The organism is Streptomyces sp. NPDC053474, assembly GCF_044544845.1.
Lineage (GTDB): Bacteria > Actinomycetota > Actinomycetes > Streptomycetales > Streptomycetaceae > Streptomyces.
Window position 1 is genome coordinate 344,410 of the sequence record NZ_JBITXV010000001.1, and the last position, 16,925, is coordinate 361,334.

Here is a 16,925-nt window from a genome sequence, read left to right on the forward strand (position 1 = left end):
CGGCCGGGAGTGGGTACTCCCGGCCGCTTCCTTGACGTACAAAATCCGCTTAGCTGTCGACGGATCCGCTGGTGGAGACGGTCTGGCGGAACAGCCATTCGGACTTGAGCTCGGCATAGCCGGGCTTGATGACGTCATTGATCATCGCGAGGCGTTCATCGAAAGGAATGAACGCCGACTTCATGGCATTGACGGTGAACCACTGCATGTCGTCGAGCGTGTAGCCGAAGGTGCCGACCAGGTGCTCGAACTCGCGGCTCATGCTGGTGCCGGACATCAGGCGGTTGTCGGTGTTGACGGTCGCCCGGAAGTGCAGGCGGCGCAGCAGGCCGATCGGGTGCTCGGCGTACGAACTGGCGGCGCCGGTCTGGAGGTTGGAGCTCGGGCACAGCTCCAGCGGGATGCGCTTGTCACGCACGTAGGAGGCGAGGCGGCCGAGCTGGACGGTGCCGTCGTCGGCGACCTTGATGTCGTCGATGATGCGCACGCCGTGGCCGAGGCGGTCGGCGCCGCACCACTGGAGGGCCTGCCAGATGGAGGGCAGGCCGAAGGCCTCGCCCGCGTGGATGGTGAAGTGGTTGTTCTCGCGCTTGAGGTACTCGAAGGCGTCGAGGTGGCGGGTGGGAGGGAAGCCAGCCTCCGCGCCCGCGATGTCGAAGCCGACGACGCCCGAGTCGCGGTAGCGGTTGGCGAGCTCGGCGATCTCCAGGGCGCGGGCGGCGTGCCGCATCGCGGTGAGCAGGGCGCCCACCCGGATGCGGTGGCCGTTGGCCTTGGCGCGGCGCTCGCCCTCGCGGAAGCCCTCGTTGACGGCCTCGACGACCTCTTCGAGGGTGAGACCGGCCTCCAGGTGCTGCTCGGGGGCGTAGCGGATCTCGGCGTAGACGACGCCGTCCTCGGCGAGGTCCTCGGCGCACTCGGCGGCGACGCGCTTCAGGGCGGCCTTGGTCTGCATCACGGCGCAGGTGTGCGCGAACGTCTCCAGGTACCGCTCCAGGGAGCCGGAGTCGGCGGCCTCGCGGAACCAGACGCCGAGCTTGTCGGGGTCGGTCTCGGGGAGGCCCTCGTAGCCGCAGTCGCGGGCGAGGTCGACGATGGTGCCGGGGCGCAGACCGCCGTCGAGGTGGTCGTGGAGCAGGACCTTGGGCGCGCGGCGGATCTGCTCGGAGCCCGGGACTCCCGGGGCGGTGCCACGGCCCGTGTGACCGCTTCCTTCAGTGATCTTCCTGATCTGGCTCGTCATTTCCGCACTCTAACTCCTACGCGCGTAGAACTCACTGGTCGATACGTAACAGTGACCAGGCGGACGGGTGGCATCCACACGGACTTCTGACACTGTTCTGGCATGGCTCAGCAAGCGACATCGCGACCGGCGCGTACGGCCAGGCTCGGGCGGGTGATCGCCGCGCGGCCCTCGACGGTGAGCGCGGTGGTGCTGCTCCTGCCGGGCGGCCACGCGACGTCGGCCCGCAAGCCGTCGTTCCTCGCCGCGTCGGCGGTGCGGTCCCTCGGGCGTCGGCTCGCCCGCGCCGGGCGCGCCGACGGGCTCGCGGCCCACGTCGTGCACTACCGCGCGAGCGGCTGGAACGGCGCGGAGGCGCAGCTCGCCCGGGACGCCGAGTGGGCGGCCGACGAGGTGGTGCGCCGCTACGGCGACGTGCCGGTGTGCCTCGCCGGGGTGGACATGGGCGGCCGTGCGGCGCTGCACGCGGCCGGGCACAGCGCCGTGCAGTCGGTGCTCGCGCTCGCTCCGTGGCTGCCCGAGGACGACGTGGCCGCGCCGCCCGAACCGGTGAAGCAGCTGGCGGGGCGGCAGGTGCTCATCGTGCACGGCACGAACGACGAGCGGACGGATCCGGAGCTGTCGTTCCGGCTCGCGGAGCGGGCGAAGAAGGCGAACCGGAGTGTCTGCCGGTTCGAGGTCCACTCCGACGGCCACCGGCTGAGCCAGCACCGGGGTGAGGTGCTGGCGCTGGCCTCCAATTTCGTGCAGGGGTCGTTGTACGGGTACCCGTACGCCCGGCCTCTGGAGGACGCGCTCGCGGCTCCGCCGCCCATCGGGTTACGGATGCCGCTTGCCTCCGGCTTCGGTGGGAGGTCGCGGGGCTGAGCTGTTCGCTGTCGGCCGCGGGTGCGTCGTGGCTGGGCGCGCAGTTCCCCGCGCCCCTTTCAGGGCACTGAGGCGCGGGGAACTGCGGGCTTACGGCAGGCGGATCGACTGGGCGTGGCGGAAGATGTCCTTCGGGTCCCAGGCGGCCTTCGCCTTCTGCAGGCGGGCGTAGTTGTCCTTGTAGTACAGGCTGTTCCACGCGGTCGACGAGGTGTTCCAGGCGGCGTCGCCGAGGTCCTTGTCGGGGTAGTTGACGTAGCAGCCGTCGTTGATGTCGCCGGGCACCGGGACGCCGCCGGTCTCGGCGTACACGTCCTTGTAGAACTCGCGGATCCAGGCCACGTGCTTGGCCTCGTCGGCCGGGTTCGTCCAGTAGGTCTGGTACTGGAGCTTGAGCACCGAGTCGCGCTGCGGCACGGCGGTGTCGCCGGGCTTGACGCTGTTGATGCGGCCGCCGTACGAGTCGATCTGGACCAGCGCGTCACCGTTGCTGTAGTCGGTGCGCGTCAGGTGCTTGTACATCGCCTTGATCTGGGTGGTGGAGAAGCCCTTGCGGGCGTACGCCGACTTGTACTTGCCGTACAGCGTGGGGTTGCCGCCGCTGAGGTAGTCGGTCGCGATGTACCAGGGCAGCGTGCGCGGCTTGGCGAACTGCGGCATGGCCGCGTGCTCGCCCGCCCGCTGGGTCATGGCCCGCAGGGTGGCGCCCACCCCGGCGAAGACCGCGTTCAGGTAGTCGTCAAGGAGGGCCTGGGCGTCGGGGACCGTGGCGTCCATCTGCGTGAGCAGGGCGATCTCGGAGTTGGCCCCGGCCTTCTGGTTCAGCTTCAGGAGGCCGAACAGCGAGTTGTACTTGGAGTCCGGCGCGCTGTTCTGCTCGTGCCAGGTGCCCCAGTTCTGCAGGAGGCGGGTGAAGGACGCCTCGGTCAGGTCCGCCCACTTGACGGCCGTGGCGTGCACGAAGACCTCGGACGGGGGCTTCGGCAGGAGCTTGGTCGGGTCGGTGCCGGTGGCGCCGGGCGAGCGCAGCCAGTAGCGGGTGATCAGGCCGAAGTTGCCGCCGCCACCGCCGGTGTGGGCCCACCAGAGGTCCTTGAGGCTGGCGTCGGTGGAGTCGCGGGTCGCGACGACGGCCTTGGCGGTGCCGTTCTTGTCCACCGTGACGACCTCGACGCCGTAGAGGTGGTCGACGGTCAGGCCGTGCAGCCGGGAGAGCAGGCCGTAGCCGCCGCCCGATATGTGGCCGCCCGCGCCGACGGAGGCGCAGGATCCGGCCGGGAGCGTGACGCCGTACAGCTTGTAGAGCGTCTCGTAGATCTGGAGGTTGGAGGCACCGCCCTCGACGGCGAAGGCGTTCTTGGCGCTGTCGTAGTAGACCTGGGTCATCCCCGACATGTCGATGACGACCTGGACGTCCTTGTTGAAGACGAAGTCCTCGTAGCAGTGGCCGCCGCTGCGGACGGTGAGGCGCTTGCCCGCGGACACCGCGTCCTGGACGGCACGGACGGCCTGGGCGGTGGTGGTGACCAGGCGGACGTAGTCGGGCTTGGCGACCCAGCGCTGGTTGGTTCCGCGCACTAGGTCGGGGAAGCGCGGGTCGCTGGGGCTGACGGTGATGTAGTCGGACGTCGCGGTGGCGTCGGCGGCCGCGGTGGCCGCGGCGGCGCGCGGGGCCGCCTGGGCGGTCGCGGGCAGGGCCGAGCTGACGGCTGCTCCACCGGCGACGGCGGCGGCACCGGTCAGGAGGGATCTACGACCCAGGGATCTGTCGTTCTTTGCCATGTATGCCTCACTTGTCTCGCACCAGGCCACACTCCCCCAACGGGCATGGCCACACAGGAAGTTGAAGACCCATCGAACGATGATCGATCAAAGCCTAGACCAGTGTTACTGGTGTGACGCAACACCTCGATCGATAAAACTGTCCGAACTGCCAGTGAAAACGTATTTGGTTGCAGCATGTGCAACTCGTCCTACTGACAAGTCCTGTCGATAATCGGGCGATTGGGGAATTCCGGTCCCCTCGTGGCCGTCCGCAGCCGTGCGCGGCCGTGTCAGCGGGGCAGCAACTGGCCCCGCCTGCTGAGCAGGAACCGCTTGAACGCCGCCACCGGCGCGGTGTCCGGATGCCCGTCCAGCCACGCCACGCCGACCTCGCGGACCGCCCGCTGCCCGGTGACGGTCAGCTCCACCACCCCCGGCCGGGCCACGGCGGGCGGCGGGAGCAGCGCCACGCCGAGCCCGGCGGCCACCAGGCCGCGCAGGGTCTCGGCCTCCTCCCCCTCGAAGGCGATCCGGGGCCTGAACCCGGCCTCGGCGCAGAGCGCGTCGGTGATCCGCCTGAGGCCGTACCCCGGCTCCAGGGTCACGAAGGCCTCGTCGGCGGCCTCCGCGAGACGCACCCGCTTGCGCCCGGCGAGCCGGTGGTCGTCCGGCACGACGAGCCGCAGGCGCTGCTCGTCCAGGCGGCGGGCCACCAGGTCGGGCGCGTCGGGCACCGGCGAGGTCAGACACAGGTCGAGCTCCCCGGCGCGCAGCCGCTCCAGCATGGCCTCGCCGTAGTTCTGCACGAGGCTGAACCGCACGCGCGGGTGGTCGGCCCTGAAGGCCCGGATGAGTCCGGGCACCGTCTCGGAGCCCATCGTGTGCAGAAAGCCGAAGGCGACCTTGCCCGAGGCCGGGTCCGCGTCGGCCCGCACGGACTCGGCGGCCCGGCCGACCTCGGCGAGCGCGCGCTCGACCGAGCCGAGGAAGGTGCGGCCCGCGGGGGTCAGCGACACCGTGCGGCCGTGCCGCGCGAACAGGTCGACGCCCAGGTCCCGTTCGAGCCTAACGAGCACGCGCGACAGGGTGGACTGCGGCACCTGGAGCTCCTGGGCGGCGCGCGTGACGTGCTCGGTGCGGGCGACCCCGGCGAAGTACGCCAGGCGCGGGGCGAGCAGCCGCACGATGTGATCCGTGTCCTGTGTGTCACTGTTCTGCGACAGCCGCGCCTGTGACCTGTGCTGATGCTGCATGGGATGGATTATGGCCGGTCCATGCATTGGACGCATGAGGCGACGCGTCCTACGTTCGTGACATGCCTCCTGCCAGTAGCGGGGCGTCCGCCACCCACGCGGTCGCCCTTCCCCCGTCGTCCCCCGCTCCCGAACCCACCCCCGCGCGCGACTCCCGCATGGCACCCGGAGGCCCCGGCTACCGCCGCATGAGCTTCGCGCTCTTCCTCGCGGGCGTCGCCACCTTCGCCCTGCTGTACTCCACGCAGGCGCTGCTCCCCCTGATCTCCGCCGACCTGGGCGTGAGCGCGTCCACCGCGAGCTGGACGGTGTCCGCCGCGACCGGCGCGCTCGCCCTGTTCGTCCTGCCGCTGAGCGCCCTGTCGGAGCGGTACGGCCGCCGCACCCTGATGACGGCGTCGCTCGCCGTCGCCGTCGTGGTCGGCCTGCTCGTGCCGCTCGCCCCCTCGGTGGGCGCGCTGATCGCGCTGCGCGCGGTGCAGGGCGCGGCCCTCGCCGGCCTGCCCGCCTCCGCGATGGCCTACCTCGCCGAGGAGGTGCGGCCCAAGGCCCTGGTCGCCGCGATCGGCATGTTCGTGGCGGGCAACTCCATCGGCGGCATGAGCGGCCGCATCGTCACCGGCTGGGTCGCGCAGGCCTGGGGCTGGCGCTGGGCCCTCGCCGTGGTCGGCGCCGTCGCGGTCCTGTGCGCGCTCGCCTTCCGCGCGCTGTTGCCCGCGCCGCGCCACTTCACGCCGGGCACGCTCAGCCCGAAGTCCCTGGGCCGCACGGTGCGTTCGCATCTGTCGAACCCGCTGCTGCGCCGTCTGTACGCGATCGGCGCGCTGTTCATGACGGTGTTCGGCGCGGTCTACACGGTGATCGGCTACCGCCTCACCGAGGCTCCGTTCTCGCTGCCGCAGGGCGCCATCGGCTCGATCTTCCTCGTCTACCTGGTCGGTACGGTCTCCTCGGCCGCGGCCGGGAAGCTGGTGATGCGGCTCGGGCGGCGCGGCGCGCTGTACCTGGCCGCGAGCACCACGGCCGCGGGCCTGCTGCTCTCCCTCGCCTCCGACCTCCTCCTCGTCCTGCTCGGCCTCGTCCTGATCACGGCGGGCTTCTTCGCGGGCCACGCCGTGGCGTCCTCGTCGGTGAGCCACACGGCCACGCGGGGCCGCGCGCAGGCCTCCGCGCTCTACCAGTCCGCGTACTACGTCGGCAGCAGCGCGGGCGGCACGCTCGGCGCGGTCGCCTTCCACTCCGGCGGCTGGGGCGGGACCGTGGCGCTCGGCGTGCTCGCGGTGGTGGGGGTCGTGGGGATCACGCTCTTCGGTACGCGGGCGGCACGGCGTGTGACGCCGGTGGCGCGCGCCTGCTGACGGGGCCCTGGGGGCCCGGGGGGCCGCGCGGGGAGCCCGGGGTGGGTGCGCGGGCGCGCGCCCATAGCGCAAACAACCCCCGTGAACTGCCGTTTCCGTCGCTCCGGAGGCCGTTGTCAGTGGGCTGCGGTAGCTTCCGGGGTGCTGGGGCGTCCGCGTCGGCGAGGCAGAGGTACAGGGGTGGGTTGGGATGAGCCGGACCGTTGGAGCGACCACCGAGCTGGACGCGAGCCTGGAGAAGCACCGCGTCGAGCTCACGGGGTACTGCTACCGCATGCTGGGCTCGGCCTTCGAGGCCGAGGACGCCGTGCAGGACACGATGGTCCGCGCCTGGCGCAGCTATGAGAAGTTCGAGGGCCGCTCCAGCCTCCGCTCCTGGCTGTACCGCATCGCGACGAACGTCTGCCTGGACATGCTGAACGCGGGCAACCGCCGCGCCCGCCCCATGGACCTGACCGCCGCCACGCCCCTGGCCCAGGCGGCCCTCAACCCCCGCGCGGACAACGTCTGGCTGGAGCCGATACCGGACGCGCGCGTGCTGCCCGCCGTCAGCGGCCCCGAGGAGGCGGCCGTCGCCAAGGAGTCCGTGCGGCTCGCCTTCGTCGCCGCGCTCCAGCAACTGCCCGCCAAGCAGCGGGCGGTGCTCATCCTGCGCGAGGTCCTCGCCTGGAAGGCCAGCGAGGTCGCCGAGCTGCTCGGCACGACGGTCGCCTCCGTGAACAGCGCGCTGCAGCGGGCCCGCGCGACCCTCGCCGAGCGCCCCGCCGACGACACCGCGACCTCCGACCCGCTGGACGACGAGCAGCGCAAGCTCCTCGACCGCTATGTGAAGGCCTTCGAGGGGTATGACATGGCGGCGCTCACCGCCCTGCTCCACGAGGACGCCGTCATGACGATGCCGCCGTTCGACCTGTGGCTGCGCGGGCCGCGGGACATCACCGGCTTCATGTCGACGATGGGCGCGGCGTGCGCGGGCTCCCGGCTGCTCCCGGTGGAGGCGAACGGCACGCCCGCGTTCGCGCAGTACAAGCCCGACCCGGACAACGGCGGGTTCATGCCCTGGGCGATCCAGGTCATCGAGCTCTCAGCGGGCCGGGTCGCCGGATTCCACTGCTTCCTCGACACCGAGCGGTGGTTCCCGCTGTTCGGGGTGCCCCTCCACCTCGACGCATAGCTCCGCGAGGCCGACGAGGCGCAGCAGGGCCCACAGGGCCGGGGTGGGGCCGCGCAGGCGCAGCCCCACGCCCGCCCTGCGGGCGGCGAGCCGCAGCCTGGCCACGGCCTCGACGGTGGCCAGGTCCGCAGTGGTGACGCCGCGCAGGTCGCACACCACCGGGCCCTGGCCGGGCCCGGCCCGCCGGTCGAACTCAGCGCACAGCGCCGGGATGTCGTCCTTGCGGACGGGGCCGGTGATCACCATCTGGTTCGCGGGGGTCTCGTCGGAAGCTGCCACGTAGGAGGGACCGGCGGGGTCGGGCGAACTCATCGGTGCGTACTCCTCCCCCCACCCCGCCCCTTCCCGAAACCAAGGGGCTCCGCCCCCTGGACCCCCGCCAATCGGCCTTCGGCCTCGTCCTCAAACGCCGGACGGGCTGAAAGATCTCCGGCTCGGGCCGTGGGTATTCAGCCCGTCCGGCGTTTGAGGACGAGCGCGCCAGCGCGATAGGCGTCAGCCCACCCGCTCCAGGACAATCGGCTTCGCCGAGAACGCCGTGCCCTCGGGGGTGATGTCGTACGCGCCCTCCAGGGATTCGAGCGCGTAGGCGAAGCGCTCGGGGGTGTCCGTGTGGAGGGTGAGGAGGGGCTGGCCCGCGGTGACCGTGGTGCCCGGCTTGGCGTGGAGTTCGACGCCCGCCCCGGCCTGCACCGGGTCCTCCTTGCGGGCCCGGCCCGCGCCGAGGCGCCAGGCCGCGACGCCCACGTCGTACGCGTCGAGGCGGGTGAGCACGCCGGAGGACGGCGCGGTCACGACGTGGGTCTCGCGCGCCACCGGCAGCGGCGCGTCGGGGTCGCCGCCCTGCGCGGCGATCATGCGGCGCCAGACGTCCATCGCGGAGCCGTCGGCGAGGGCCTTCGCCGGGTCGGCGTCCGGCAGGCCCGCCGCGTCGAGCATCTCGCGGGCGAGTGCGAGGGTCAGCTCCACCACGTCGGCCGGGCCGCCGCCCGCGAGGACCTCGACGGACTCGCGGACTTCGAGCGCGTTGCCCGCCGTGAGGCCGAGCGGCGTGGACATGTCCGTGAGCAGGGCCACCGTGCGGACGCCGTGGTCCGTGCCGAGGCCGACCATCGTGGCGGCCAGCTCCCGGGCGTCCTCGATGGTCTTCATGAACGCGCCGGTGCCGACCTTCACGTCCAGGACGAGCGAGCCCGTGCCCTCCGCGATCTTCTTGGACATGATGGAGGAGGCGATCAGCGGGATCGCCTCGACCGTGCCCGTCACGTCGCGGAGCGCGTACAGCTTCTTGTCGGCGGGGGCCAGGCCGTCGCCCGCCGCGCAGATCACCGAGCCGACGCCGTCGAGGACGTTCAGCATCTCCTCGTTGGAGAGCAGGGCGCGCCAGCCGGGGATCGCCTCCAGCTTGTCCAGGGTGCCGCCGGTGTGGCCGAGGCCGCGCCCGGACAGCTGCGGCACGGCCGCGCCGCACGCGGCGACCAGCGGGGCGAGCGGCAGCGTGATCTTGTCGCCGACGCCGCCGGTGGAGTGCTTGTCGGCGGTGGGGCGTGACAGCGAGGAGAAGTCCATGCGCTCGCCGGAGGCGATCATCGCCGCCGTCCAGCGGGCGATCTCGGCGCGGTTCATGCCGTTGAGCAGGATGGCCATGGCCAGGGCCGACATCTGCTCGTCGGCGACGGCACCGCGCGTGTACGCGTCGATGACCCAGTCGATCTGCTCGTCGCTCAGCTCGCCCCGGTCCCGCTTCGTACGGATGACGGAGATGACGTCCATGGCATTCCTTCCGGCAGTGACAGTCGTGCGTAGACGGGACTCTACGCGCATAGAGAAGGGGTGTTGAAGAAGGCCCCCGCCGACGGCGGGGGCCTTGCTCAGTCGAGGTTCTCGGGGCCGAACGCGTCCGGCAGCAGCTCGGCGAGGCTGCGGACGCCCGAGGCCGTCTCGATCAGCAGCCCGGGCCCGCCGAACTCGTACAGGAGCTGGCGGCAGCGGCCGCAGGGCATGAGGATGTCGCCCTTGCCGTCCACGCAGGTGAAGTGGGTGAGGCGGCCGCCGCCGGTGAGCTGGAGCTGGGAGATCAGGCCGCACTCGGCGCACAGGCCGAGCCCGTAACTGGCGTTCTCCACGTTGCAGCCGGTGACCGTGCGGCCGTCGTCGGCCAGGGCCGCCGCGCCGACGGGGAAGCCCGAGTAGGGCGCGTACGCGCGGGACATGGCCTCGCGCGCGGCGTCCCGCAGGGCCTCCCAGTCGACAGCGGTGGTCACTTCCCTTGTCCCTTCCGGTACGGCAGGCCGTTCGCCTTCGGCATCCGCAGGCGTTGGGCCGACAGCGACAGGACCAGCAGCGTCACGACGTACGGCGTGGCCGTCACGACCTGGTTCGGCACCTCGTCGGTGAGGCCGTACCAGGCGAACATCAGCGCCGAGATCGCCGCGGTGATCGCCGCGGGGACGTAGCGCTTGCGCCACACCAGGTAGAGCGCACCGATGACCAGAAGGATGGCGATCAGGAGCAGCAGGGCGTGGACATTCGTGCCGCCGCCCCGCAGCTTCAGGCTGTCGGTGTAACCGAACAGGCCCGCGCCGATGGCGAGTCCGCCCGGCATCCAGTTGCCGAAGATCATCGCGGCGAGGCCGATGTAGCCGCGGCCGCCGGTCTGGCCCTCCAGGTAGATGTTCGAGGCCACCAGGGACAGGAAGGCGCCGCCGAGCCCGGCGAGGCCGCCGGAGATCACGACCGCCAGGTACTTGTACTTGTAGACGTTGACGCCGAGGGACTCCGCGGCGACCGGGTTCTCACCGCAGGAGCGCAGGCGCAGGCCGAAGGCCGTGCGCCACAGGACGAACCAGCTCAGCGGCACCATCGCGATGGCGATGAGCGTCAGCGGCGAGACGTCGGTGAGCAGCCCGCCGAGCAGGCCCGCGAGGTCGGAGACCAGGAACCAGTGCTTCTGGTTGAGGTCCACCAGCCAGTCCGAGAGGCCCGGCACGGAGAACTTGCCGAGCGAGTCCACGCCCGGCGACTGCTTGGACGTGCCGCCGTCCGTGCCCTCGAAGGCGTACGTCGACAGGTAGCGGGTGGTGCCGAGGGCGAGGATGTTGATCGCCACGCCGGACACGATGTGGTTGACGTTGAACGTGACCGTGACGATCGCGTGCAGCACGCCGCCGATCGCCCCGCCGAGGATGCCGAAGACGATGCCGACCCACGGGCCCCACTGGTAGCCCGCCCAGGCGCCGAACCAGGTGCCGAGGATCAGCATGCCCTCGAGGCCGATGTTGACCACGCCCGCGCGCTCGGCCCACAGGCCGCCGAGCCCCGCCAGTCCGATCGGCACGGCCAGGCGCAGGGCGCCGGACATCTGCCCGGTGGAGGTGATGCCGTGGGCGTCCGTGATCAGCCGCACGACCGAGGTCAGGACGAGTACGCCCGCGATGATCAGGAGCAGGACGGGGAGCGAGATCCGGCGGCGGCCCGGCGCGGTCTTCGCGGGCGCGGCCTTGGTGACGGTGGCGGTGCTCATCGCGCGGCCACCTCCTTCACGGAGTCGTTGGTGCTTGCCGCGGACGCGGCCGCGGCGAGTTCCTCACCGACGCGCTGCTGCTGGCGGCGCAGCCCCCAGCGGCGCACGGCCTCGTACGAGACCACGACGGCGATCACGATCAGGCCCTGCATGATGACCGCGATCTCCTTGTCGTACCCCTTGTAGTCAAGCGCCGGGGACGCCTTGTCGAGGAACGAGATGAGCAGCGCGGCGAAGGCGATGCCGACCGGGTTGTTGCGGCCGAGCAGCGCGATGGTGATGCCGGTGAAGCCGAGACCGGTGGGGAAGCTCAGGCTGTAGGTGTGCACGTCGCCGAGGAGGATCGGCATGCCCGCGAGGCCCGCGACCGCGCCGGAGATCAGCATGGCGGTGAGCACCATGCGCTTGGCGTTGACGCCGGACGCGGCGGCGGCCGACTCGGAGGCGCCGGTGGCGCGCAGATCGAAGCCGAAGCGGGTGCGGTTGAGGACGAGCCAGTACAGGACGCCCGCGAGCACGGCGACGACCACGAAGCCGTAGATCTCGCCGGAGGAGCCCATGTCGATGCCGGGGAACCAGCCGGAGGAGTGCATGACGCCGGTGGTCTGGTTGTTGCCGACCGGGACGCCGAAGTTCTCGTCCAGGGTGAGATAGCCGATGACGCTCGTCGCGATCGCGTTGAGCATGATCGTCGCGACGACCTCGCTGACGCCCCGGGTGGTCTTGAGGACGCCCGCGATGCCCGCCCAGAAGGCGCCGGTGAGCATCGCCACCAGGATCAGGAGCGGGATCTGCAGCCCGGAGGGCAGCGAGACGTGCACGCCGACGACCGCGGTGACCATCGCGGCGAGGCGGTACTGGCCGTCCACGCCGATGTTGAACAGGTTCATGCGGAAGCCGACGGCCACCGCGAGCGCGGCCAGGTAGTACATCCCGGCCTGGTTGACGATCAGGACCTGGATGTCCGAGTAGGTCGCCTGCTCGAACATCAGGCTGTACGGCTCGATCGGGCTCTTGCCCGAGGCGACCAGGACGACCGAGGTCAGCACCATGGCCGCGACGAGCGCGATGACCGGCCCCGCGAGGGCGAGGAGCACGCGCTCCTTGTCGAACTTCTTCATCGGGCCTCGTCCTCCGGACCGGCGTCTTCCGTGACGTCCTCCGCTGCCGCGGCGGACGTGGTGTTCTCGGGCTCCTCCACGTGCTCCAGGTGACCGGAGGCCGCGCCCGTCATGGCCGAACCCAGCTCCTCCGGAGTGACCGTGGCCGGGTCGGCGTCCGCGACGAGCCGGCCGCGGTAGATCACCCGCAGCGTGTCGGACAGGCCGATCAGCTCGTCCAGGTCGGCGGAGATGAGCAGCACGGCGAGGCCCTCGCGGCGGGCCTCGCGGATCTGGTCCCAGATCTGCGCCTGCGCGCCGACGTCCACGCCGCGGGTGGGGTGCGCGGCGATGAGGAAGCGCGGCTTGTGGCTCATCTCGCGGCCGACGATCAGCTTCTGCTGGTTGCCGCCGGACAGCGAGGCCGCGGTCACGTCGATGCCGGGCGTACGGACGTCGTACTCCTCGACGATGCGACGGGTGTCGGCCTGGGCGCCCTTGGGGTCGAGCCAGAAGCCCTTCGCGTTGGGCTTCTCGGTCACGTGGCCGAGGATGCGGTTCTCCCACAGCGGGGACTCCAGGAGGAGCCCGTGGCGGTGGCGGTCCTCGGGGATGTAGCCGACGCCCTCCTCGCGGCGCTTGCGCGTCGCCCAGGCGGTGATGTCCTCACCGGCGAGCCGGACGGCCCCGGAGTCGGCGTGCTTGAGGCCGATGAGGGCGTCGATCAGCTCGGTCTGGCCGTTGCCCTCGACACCGGCGATGCCGAGGACCTCGCCCTCGTGGATGGTGAAGGAGATGTCGTCGAGGAGCGCTCGGTCCGAGTCGGCCGCGAGCAGCTTGAGCCGGTCGACCTCCAGCATCGGCCGGTCGGTGACCGTCGACTCGGCGGTCTCCGGCGTCGGCAGCTCGCTGCCCACCATCAGCTCGGCGAGCTGGCGCGGGGTGGTCTTCGACGGCACGGCCGTGCCCACGGTCGTGCCGCGCCGGATGACGGTGATGTCGTCCGCCACGGAGAGCACCTCGCCCAGCTTGTGCGAGATGAAGATGACGGACAGGCCCTCGGACTTGAGTTCGCGCAGGTTGTCGAAGAGCGCGTCGACCTCCTGCGGCACGAGCACGGCGGTCGGCTCGTCGAGGATGAGCGTGGTGGCGCCCCGGTACAGGACCTTGAGGATCTCCACGCGCTGCCGGTCGGCGACGCCGAGGTCCTCGACGTGGGCGTCCGGGCGCACCCCGAGGCCGTAGCGCTCGGATATCTCCAGGACCTTGCGGCGGGCCCCGGCACCGATGCCGTACAGCTTCTCGCTGCCGAGGACGATGTTCTCCAGGACGGTGAGCTGGTCGGCGAGCATGAAGTGCTGGTGCACCATGCCGATGCCGCGCGCGATGGCGTCGGCCGGGCTGGCGAAGGCGACCTGCTCGCCGTCGACGGCGATGGTGCCCTCGTCCGGCTTCTGCATGCCGTAGAGGATCTTCATCAGGGTCGACTTGCCGGCGCCGTTCTCGCCGACGAGGGCGTGGACGGTGCCCTTGCGGACGCTCAGACGGATGTCGTGGTTGGCCACGACACCGGGGAACCGCTTGGTGATGCCGGTGAGTTCCACCGCGCACGTGGTGGCGGTGGACGGAGGGGTGGTGGACGCGTCGATGGCGCACTCTCCTCGGGGACTTAAAGGAAAGGGGCCTGCGCCGCGCACGCGGTGTGCCCCCGCTTCACGCCTCAGACGCCACCACGCCCCGCCAACTGCGGTGCGCTGTACGGTGGTTGAGGCTGGCCGCGCGAACGGGGCGCGAGCGGACCGTTCGGTCCCTGGTGCCCACACCCCGTTCCGCGGCCGTGACGCCGCTCGTTACAGCTTCGTCTTGACCTTGATCTTGCCGCTGCCGATGCCCTGCTCGGCCTTCTTCAGGGCGGCCTGCAGGTCCTTCATCTTCATGAACTCCGGGTTGGAGTCGGCGAGGCCGACGCCGCCGGACTTGAGGTCGGCGCGCACGACGCCGCCCTCGGCCTTGCCATCCTGAACCGACTTCACCAGGTTGTACACCGCGCCGGCGACGTCCTTGGTGGCCGACGTCAGGATGTACTTCTTGTACTTGTCGAGGGCCTTCTGCTGGTACTGGTCGGAGTCGACGCCGATCGCCCAGACCTTCTTGGCGGCGGCGGCCTCGATCACGCCCTGGCCGGAGAGACCGGCGGCGTGGTAGACCACGTCGGCGCCGCCCTCGATCTGGCCGCTGGCCGCCTCCTTGCCCTTGTCCGGGCTGGAGAAGCCGCCGTCCTCGGCCTTGTCCGTGAGGAACTGGCGCTTGATCTTGACCGACTTGTCGGTGGCCTGGACGCCCTGGACGAAGCCCGCCTCGAACTTGCGGATCAGCGGGTTGTCCACGCCGCCGACGAAGCCGACGGTCTTGGACTTGGTGGCCTTGGCGGCGGCGACACCGGCCAGGTAGGAGGACTGCTCCTCGGTGAAGACCAGGTCCGCGACGTTCTTGGCGTTGATGGTGGCGTCGTCGACGATGCCGAAGGTGACGTCCGGGTTCTTGGCCGCGACCTCCTTGATGGCGGGCGCGTACGCGTAGCCGACGCCGATGACGGGGTTGTAGCCCTGCTTGGCCAGCTCGGTGAGGCGCTGGATCTTGTCGGCGTCGGACTCGCCGTCGTTGGGCTCGACGGCCTTCTTGCCGATCTTGAAGTCCGTGGCGGCCTTGTCCATGCCCGCCGTGGCGGCGTCGTTGAAGGACTGGTCGCCCGCGCCGCCGACGTCGTAGGCGAGCGCGACGCCCTTCTTCTTGCCGCCGTCCTCGTTCTTGGCGGCGTCGCTGGAAGTGCCGCCACAGGCGGAGACGGTGACGGCGAAGGCGGCGGTCGCGGCGGACGCGAGCGCGAGTCGGGACACCCGGCGCATAGGGACGAACTCCTTTTGACAACGACCTGACGAGTACGCGGGTACGGCCGCCACGCGTGCGGGGGTGCGCTGCTGCGCGTGCACACGCTGCGGATACGTACGGAGGCGTACGCGAGGACGTACGTGAGGCGCGCCTCACCCGGCGCGATTTCGCCGCAGCGTAACGCGCGTAGACCTGACATAAGAACCCTTCTGTCCGGTCCGTTATCGAGCTGTGGCCGCCGGGCGTCGGCCAGGTGACACCTGGCCGACGCGGCGGATGCACTGGGGCGCAATGGGTTATACGTACGACGTGCCTGCGGGGGGCACCAGGGGTTATACGTACGACGTGAACCTGCCCACGGAGGCTGGCCGCTGGCCCCGAACCGGCTGCGGCGCGGGCCCTCCGCCTCGGGGCGATCGGCCTTCGGCCTCGTCCTCAAACGCCGGACGGGCTGGATGTCCTCGGCGCTCGCCCTCCATGGGCCTATGGCTTGATCTTGACCATGACCTTGCCGGTGGTGATGTCCTTCTTCGCCCGCTCGACCGCGGCCACGACGTCCGTCATCCGCCGGTACTCGGGGTTGGAGTCGGAGAAGCCCACGCGCCCCGACTTCAGGTCGTACCGCTGCGTGCCGGTCATCGGCTTGCCGCGGACGACCGACTTCGTCAGGTCGTACACCGCCCCGCCGACGTCCTTGAAGGCCGAACCGAGGATGTACTTCTTGTACTTGGCGAGGGCCTTCTGCCGGTACTGGTCGGAGTCGACGCCGATCGCCCACTTCTTCTGCGACCCGGCCTCCTGGATCACGCCCTGCCCGGAGAGCCCGGCCGCGTGGTAGAGCACGTCCGCGCCCGCTTCGAGCTGGCCGCTCGCGGCGTCCTGGCCCTTGTCGGGGCTGGCGAACCCGCCCTCCTCCGGTTTCTCGGTCAGATAGCGCCGCTCGATTTTGATCTTCGGATCGACCGACTTCACGCCCTGGACGAACCCGGCTTCGAATTTGTGAATGATCGGAATGTCGACGCCGCCGATGAATCCGACGTGTTTGGCCTTGGTCGTCTTCGCGGCGGCGACTCCCGCGAGATAGGAGCCCTGTTCCTCGTGGAAGACGAGATCGGCGACGTTGTCGGCCTCCACGGTGTTGTCGTCGATGATCCCGAAAGTGGTGTCCGGGTACTTCTTCGCGACGTCCTGGATGGCGGGCGCGTAGATGAAGCCGACGCCGACCACCGGGTCGTACCCCTGGCGGGCGAGCTGTTCGATGCGCTGGGTCTTGTCGGCGCTGGACTCGCCGTCGCCGGGCTCCATGTCGACGCCGCCGATCTTGAAGTCCTTGCGGGCCCGCGCGTAGCCGCTGTGGGCCGCGTCGTTGAAGGACTGGTCGCCCTGCCCGCCGATGTCGTACGCGAGTCCGATGCCCTTGCCCTGGTACGCGCCGCTCTTCTTGCCGCCGCCGTCGTCGTCCTTGGCCGCGTCGCTGCTGGTCTCCCCGCAGGCGGTGGCCACGAGGGCGAGGGCGGCGACCGCCACGGCCGTGCGGGAAATGCTTCGTTGACGGGTGGTGCGAATCTGACGACGTCGACGCATAGGACGTACCCCTTACGTTCCGAACGTTCCCCGACGCACCTGGAACGGCGCGGATTCCGGCGCACACTAACGCGCGTAGAAAGGGAGGGAAACGGTTTCGGCGGGGGCCGTTATCGATTCGTGGCGGGATGGCCGCGGGGTTCGTTGCGGGAGGGCCGCGGACTTCGTGG

The 16,925-nt window shown here is 70.8% G+C and carries 14 protein-coding genes; 3 read left to right on the forward strand and 11 right to left on the reverse strand.

The window, feature by feature from the left end:
• Positions 1 to 49: 49 nt before the first annotated feature.
• Positions 50 to 1,243 (reverse strand): adenosine deaminase, encoded by a 1,194-nt coding sequence (locus ACIG3E_RS01525; RefSeq protein ID WP_399609868.1) that lies wholly within the window; start codon positions 1,241 to 1,243, stop codon positions 50 to 52.
• Positions 1,244 to 1,345: 102 nt separating this feature from the next.
• Between ACIG3E_RS01525 and ACIG3E_RS01530 the strand changes: the two genes are divergently transcribed.
• Entirely contained in the window at positions 1,346 to 2,110 is a 765-nt protein-coding gene (locus ACIG3E_RS01530) for an alpha/beta hydrolase (protein WP_399609870.1), read from the forward strand.
• A 90-nt stretch (positions 2,111 to 2,200) separates the two neighbouring features.
• Here the strand turns inward: ACIG3E_RS01530 and ACIG3E_RS01535 are convergent, their stop codons facing one another.
• Entirely contained in the window at positions 2,201 to 3,892 is a 1,692-nt protein-coding gene (locus tag ACIG3E_RS01535; RefSeq protein ID WP_399609872.1) for an FAD-binding oxidoreductase, read from the reverse strand.
• Positions 3,893 to 4,164: 272 nt separating this feature from the next.
• Entirely contained in the window at positions 4,165 to 5,127 is a 963-nt protein-coding gene (locus ACIG3E_RS01540) for a LysR substrate-binding domain-containing protein (protein ID WP_399609874.1), read from the reverse strand.
• 62 nt (positions 5,128 to 5,189) lie between these two features.
• Between ACIG3E_RS01540 and ACIG3E_RS01545 the strand changes: the two genes are divergently transcribed.
• The gene (locus ACIG3E_RS01545) at positions 5,190 to 6,485 is read left to right on the forward strand and encodes an MFS transporter (protein WP_399609876.1); all 1,296 of its coding nucleotides are present in this window, start codon (positions 5,190 to 5,192) and stop codon (positions 6,483 to 6,485) included.
• Positions 6,486 to 6,675: 190 nt separating this feature from the next.
• The gene (locus ACIG3E_RS01550; protein WP_399609878.1) at positions 6,676 to 7,659 is read left to right on the forward strand and encodes a sigma-70 family RNA polymerase sigma factor; all 984 of its coding nucleotides are present in this window, start codon (positions 6,676 to 6,678) and stop codon (positions 7,657 to 7,659) included.
• Here the strand turns inward: ACIG3E_RS01550 and ACIG3E_RS01555 are convergent.
• The 8 genes from ACIG3E_RS01555 to ACIG3E_RS01590 all read right to left on the reverse strand — a co-directional run bounded on the left by ACIG3E_RS01555 (position 7,570) and on the right by ACIG3E_RS01590 (position 16,755).
• The gene (locus tag ACIG3E_RS01555) at positions 7,570 to 7,971 is read right to left on the reverse strand and encodes an STAS domain-containing protein (protein WP_399609880.1); all 402 of its coding nucleotides are present in this window, start codon (positions 7,969 to 7,971) and stop codon (positions 7,570 to 7,572) included. The genes ACIG3E_RS01550 and ACIG3E_RS01555 overlap by 90 nt on opposite strands.
• A gap of 183 nt (positions 7,972 to 8,154) precedes the next feature.
• Positions 8,155 to 9,432, reverse strand: a complete 1,278-nt coding sequence (locus tag ACIG3E_RS01560; RefSeq protein WP_399609882.1) for a thymidine phosphorylase — start codon at positions 9,430 to 9,432, stop codon at positions 8,155 to 8,157.
• Positions 9,433 to 9,530: 98 nt separating this feature from the next.
• On the reverse strand, positions 9,531 to 9,923 hold the full coding sequence (locus ACIG3E_RS01565; protein ID WP_399609884.1) for a cytidine deaminase: 393 nt from the start codon (positions 9,921 to 9,923) through the stop codon (positions 9,531 to 9,533).
• Positions 9,920 to 11,182 (reverse strand): ABC transporter permease, encoded by a 1,263-nt coding sequence (locus ACIG3E_RS01570; RefSeq protein ID WP_399609886.1) that lies wholly within the window; start codon positions 11,180 to 11,182, stop codon positions 9,920 to 9,922. Before ACIG3E_RS01570 ends, ACIG3E_RS01565 begins: the two co-directional genes overlap by 4 nt.
• Positions 11,179 to 12,303 carry an ABC transporter permease gene (locus tag ACIG3E_RS01575; protein WP_399609888.1) on the reverse strand — a complete coding sequence of 375 codons (1,125 nt, stop codon included), beginning with the start codon at positions 12,301 to 12,303 and terminating at the stop codon, positions 11,179 to 11,181. Before ACIG3E_RS01575 ends, ACIG3E_RS01570 begins: the two co-directional genes overlap by 4 nt.
• Positions 12,300 to 13,931 carry an ABC transporter ATP-binding protein gene (locus ACIG3E_RS01580; RefSeq protein WP_399610739.1) on the reverse strand — a complete coding sequence of 544 codons (1,632 nt, stop codon included), beginning with the start codon at positions 13,929 to 13,931 and terminating at the stop codon, positions 12,300 to 12,302. The genes ACIG3E_RS01575 and ACIG3E_RS01580 overlap by 4 nt, the downstream gene beginning before the upstream one ends.
• Positions 13,932 to 14,132: 201 nt before the next feature.
• The gene (locus ACIG3E_RS01585; RefSeq protein WP_399609890.1) at positions 14,133 to 15,188 is read right to left on the reverse strand and encodes a BMP family protein; all 1,056 of its coding nucleotides are present in this window, start codon (positions 15,186 to 15,188) and stop codon (positions 14,133 to 14,135) included.
• Positions 15,189 to 15,654: 466 nt separating this feature from the next.
• Positions 15,655 to 16,755 (reverse strand): BMP family protein, encoded by a 1,101-nt coding sequence (locus ACIG3E_RS01590; RefSeq protein ID WP_399609892.1) that lies wholly within the window; start codon positions 16,753 to 16,755, stop codon positions 15,655 to 15,657.
• Between the last annotated feature and the right edge of the window lie 170 nt (positions 16,756 to 16,925).

Excerpts from the sequence above, each read along its gene's own strand:
- ACIG3E_RS01555 (WP_399609880.1), bottom strand. The coding sequence starts at position 7,971 with ATGAGTTCGCCCGACCCCGCCGGTCCCTCCTACGTGGCAGCTTCCGAC.
- ACIG3E_RS01585 (WP_399609890.1), bottom strand. The coding sequence starts at position 15,188 with ATGCGCCGGGTGTCCCGACTCGCGCTCGCGTCCGCCGCGACCGCCGCC.
- ACIG3E_RS01530 (WP_399609870.1), top strand. The coding sequence starts at position 1,346 with ATGGCTCAGCAAGCGACATCGCGACCGGCGCGTACGGCCAGGCTCGGG.
- ACIG3E_RS01570 (WP_399609886.1), bottom strand. The coding sequence starts at position 11,182 with ATGAGCACCGCCACCGTCACCAAGGCCGCGCCCGCGAAGACCGCGCCG.
- ACIG3E_RS01590 (WP_399609892.1), bottom strand. The coding sequence starts at position 16,755 with ATGCGTCGACGTCGTCAGATTCGCACCACCCGTCAACGAAGCATTTCC.
- ACIG3E_RS01545 (WP_399609876.1), top strand. The coding sequence starts at position 5,190 with ATGCCTCCTGCCAGTAGCGGGGCGTCCGCCACCCACGCGGTCGCCCTT.
- ACIG3E_RS01550 (WP_399609878.1), top strand. The coding sequence starts at position 6,676 with ATGAGCCGGACCGTTGGAGCGACCACCGAGCTGGACGCGAGCCTGGAG.
- ACIG3E_RS01560 (WP_399609882.1), bottom strand. The coding sequence starts at position 9,432 with ATGGACGTCATCTCCGTCATCCGTACGAAGCGGGACCGGGGCGAGCTG.
- ACIG3E_RS01540 (WP_399609874.1), bottom strand. The coding sequence starts at position 5,127 with ATGCAGCATCAGCACAGGTCACAGGCGCGGCTGTCGCAGAACAGTGAC.
- ACIG3E_RS01535 (WP_399609872.1), bottom strand. The coding sequence starts at position 3,892 with ATGGCAAAGAACGACAGATCCCTGGGTCGTAGATCCCTCCTGACCGGT.
- ACIG3E_RS01525 (WP_399609868.1), bottom strand. The coding sequence starts at position 1,243 with ATGACGAGCCAGATCAGGAAGATCACTGAAGGAAGCGGTCACACGGGC.
- ACIG3E_RS01575 (WP_399609888.1), bottom strand. The coding sequence starts at position 12,303 with ATGAAGAAGTTCGACAAGGAGCGCGTGCTCCTCGCCCTCGCGGGGCCG.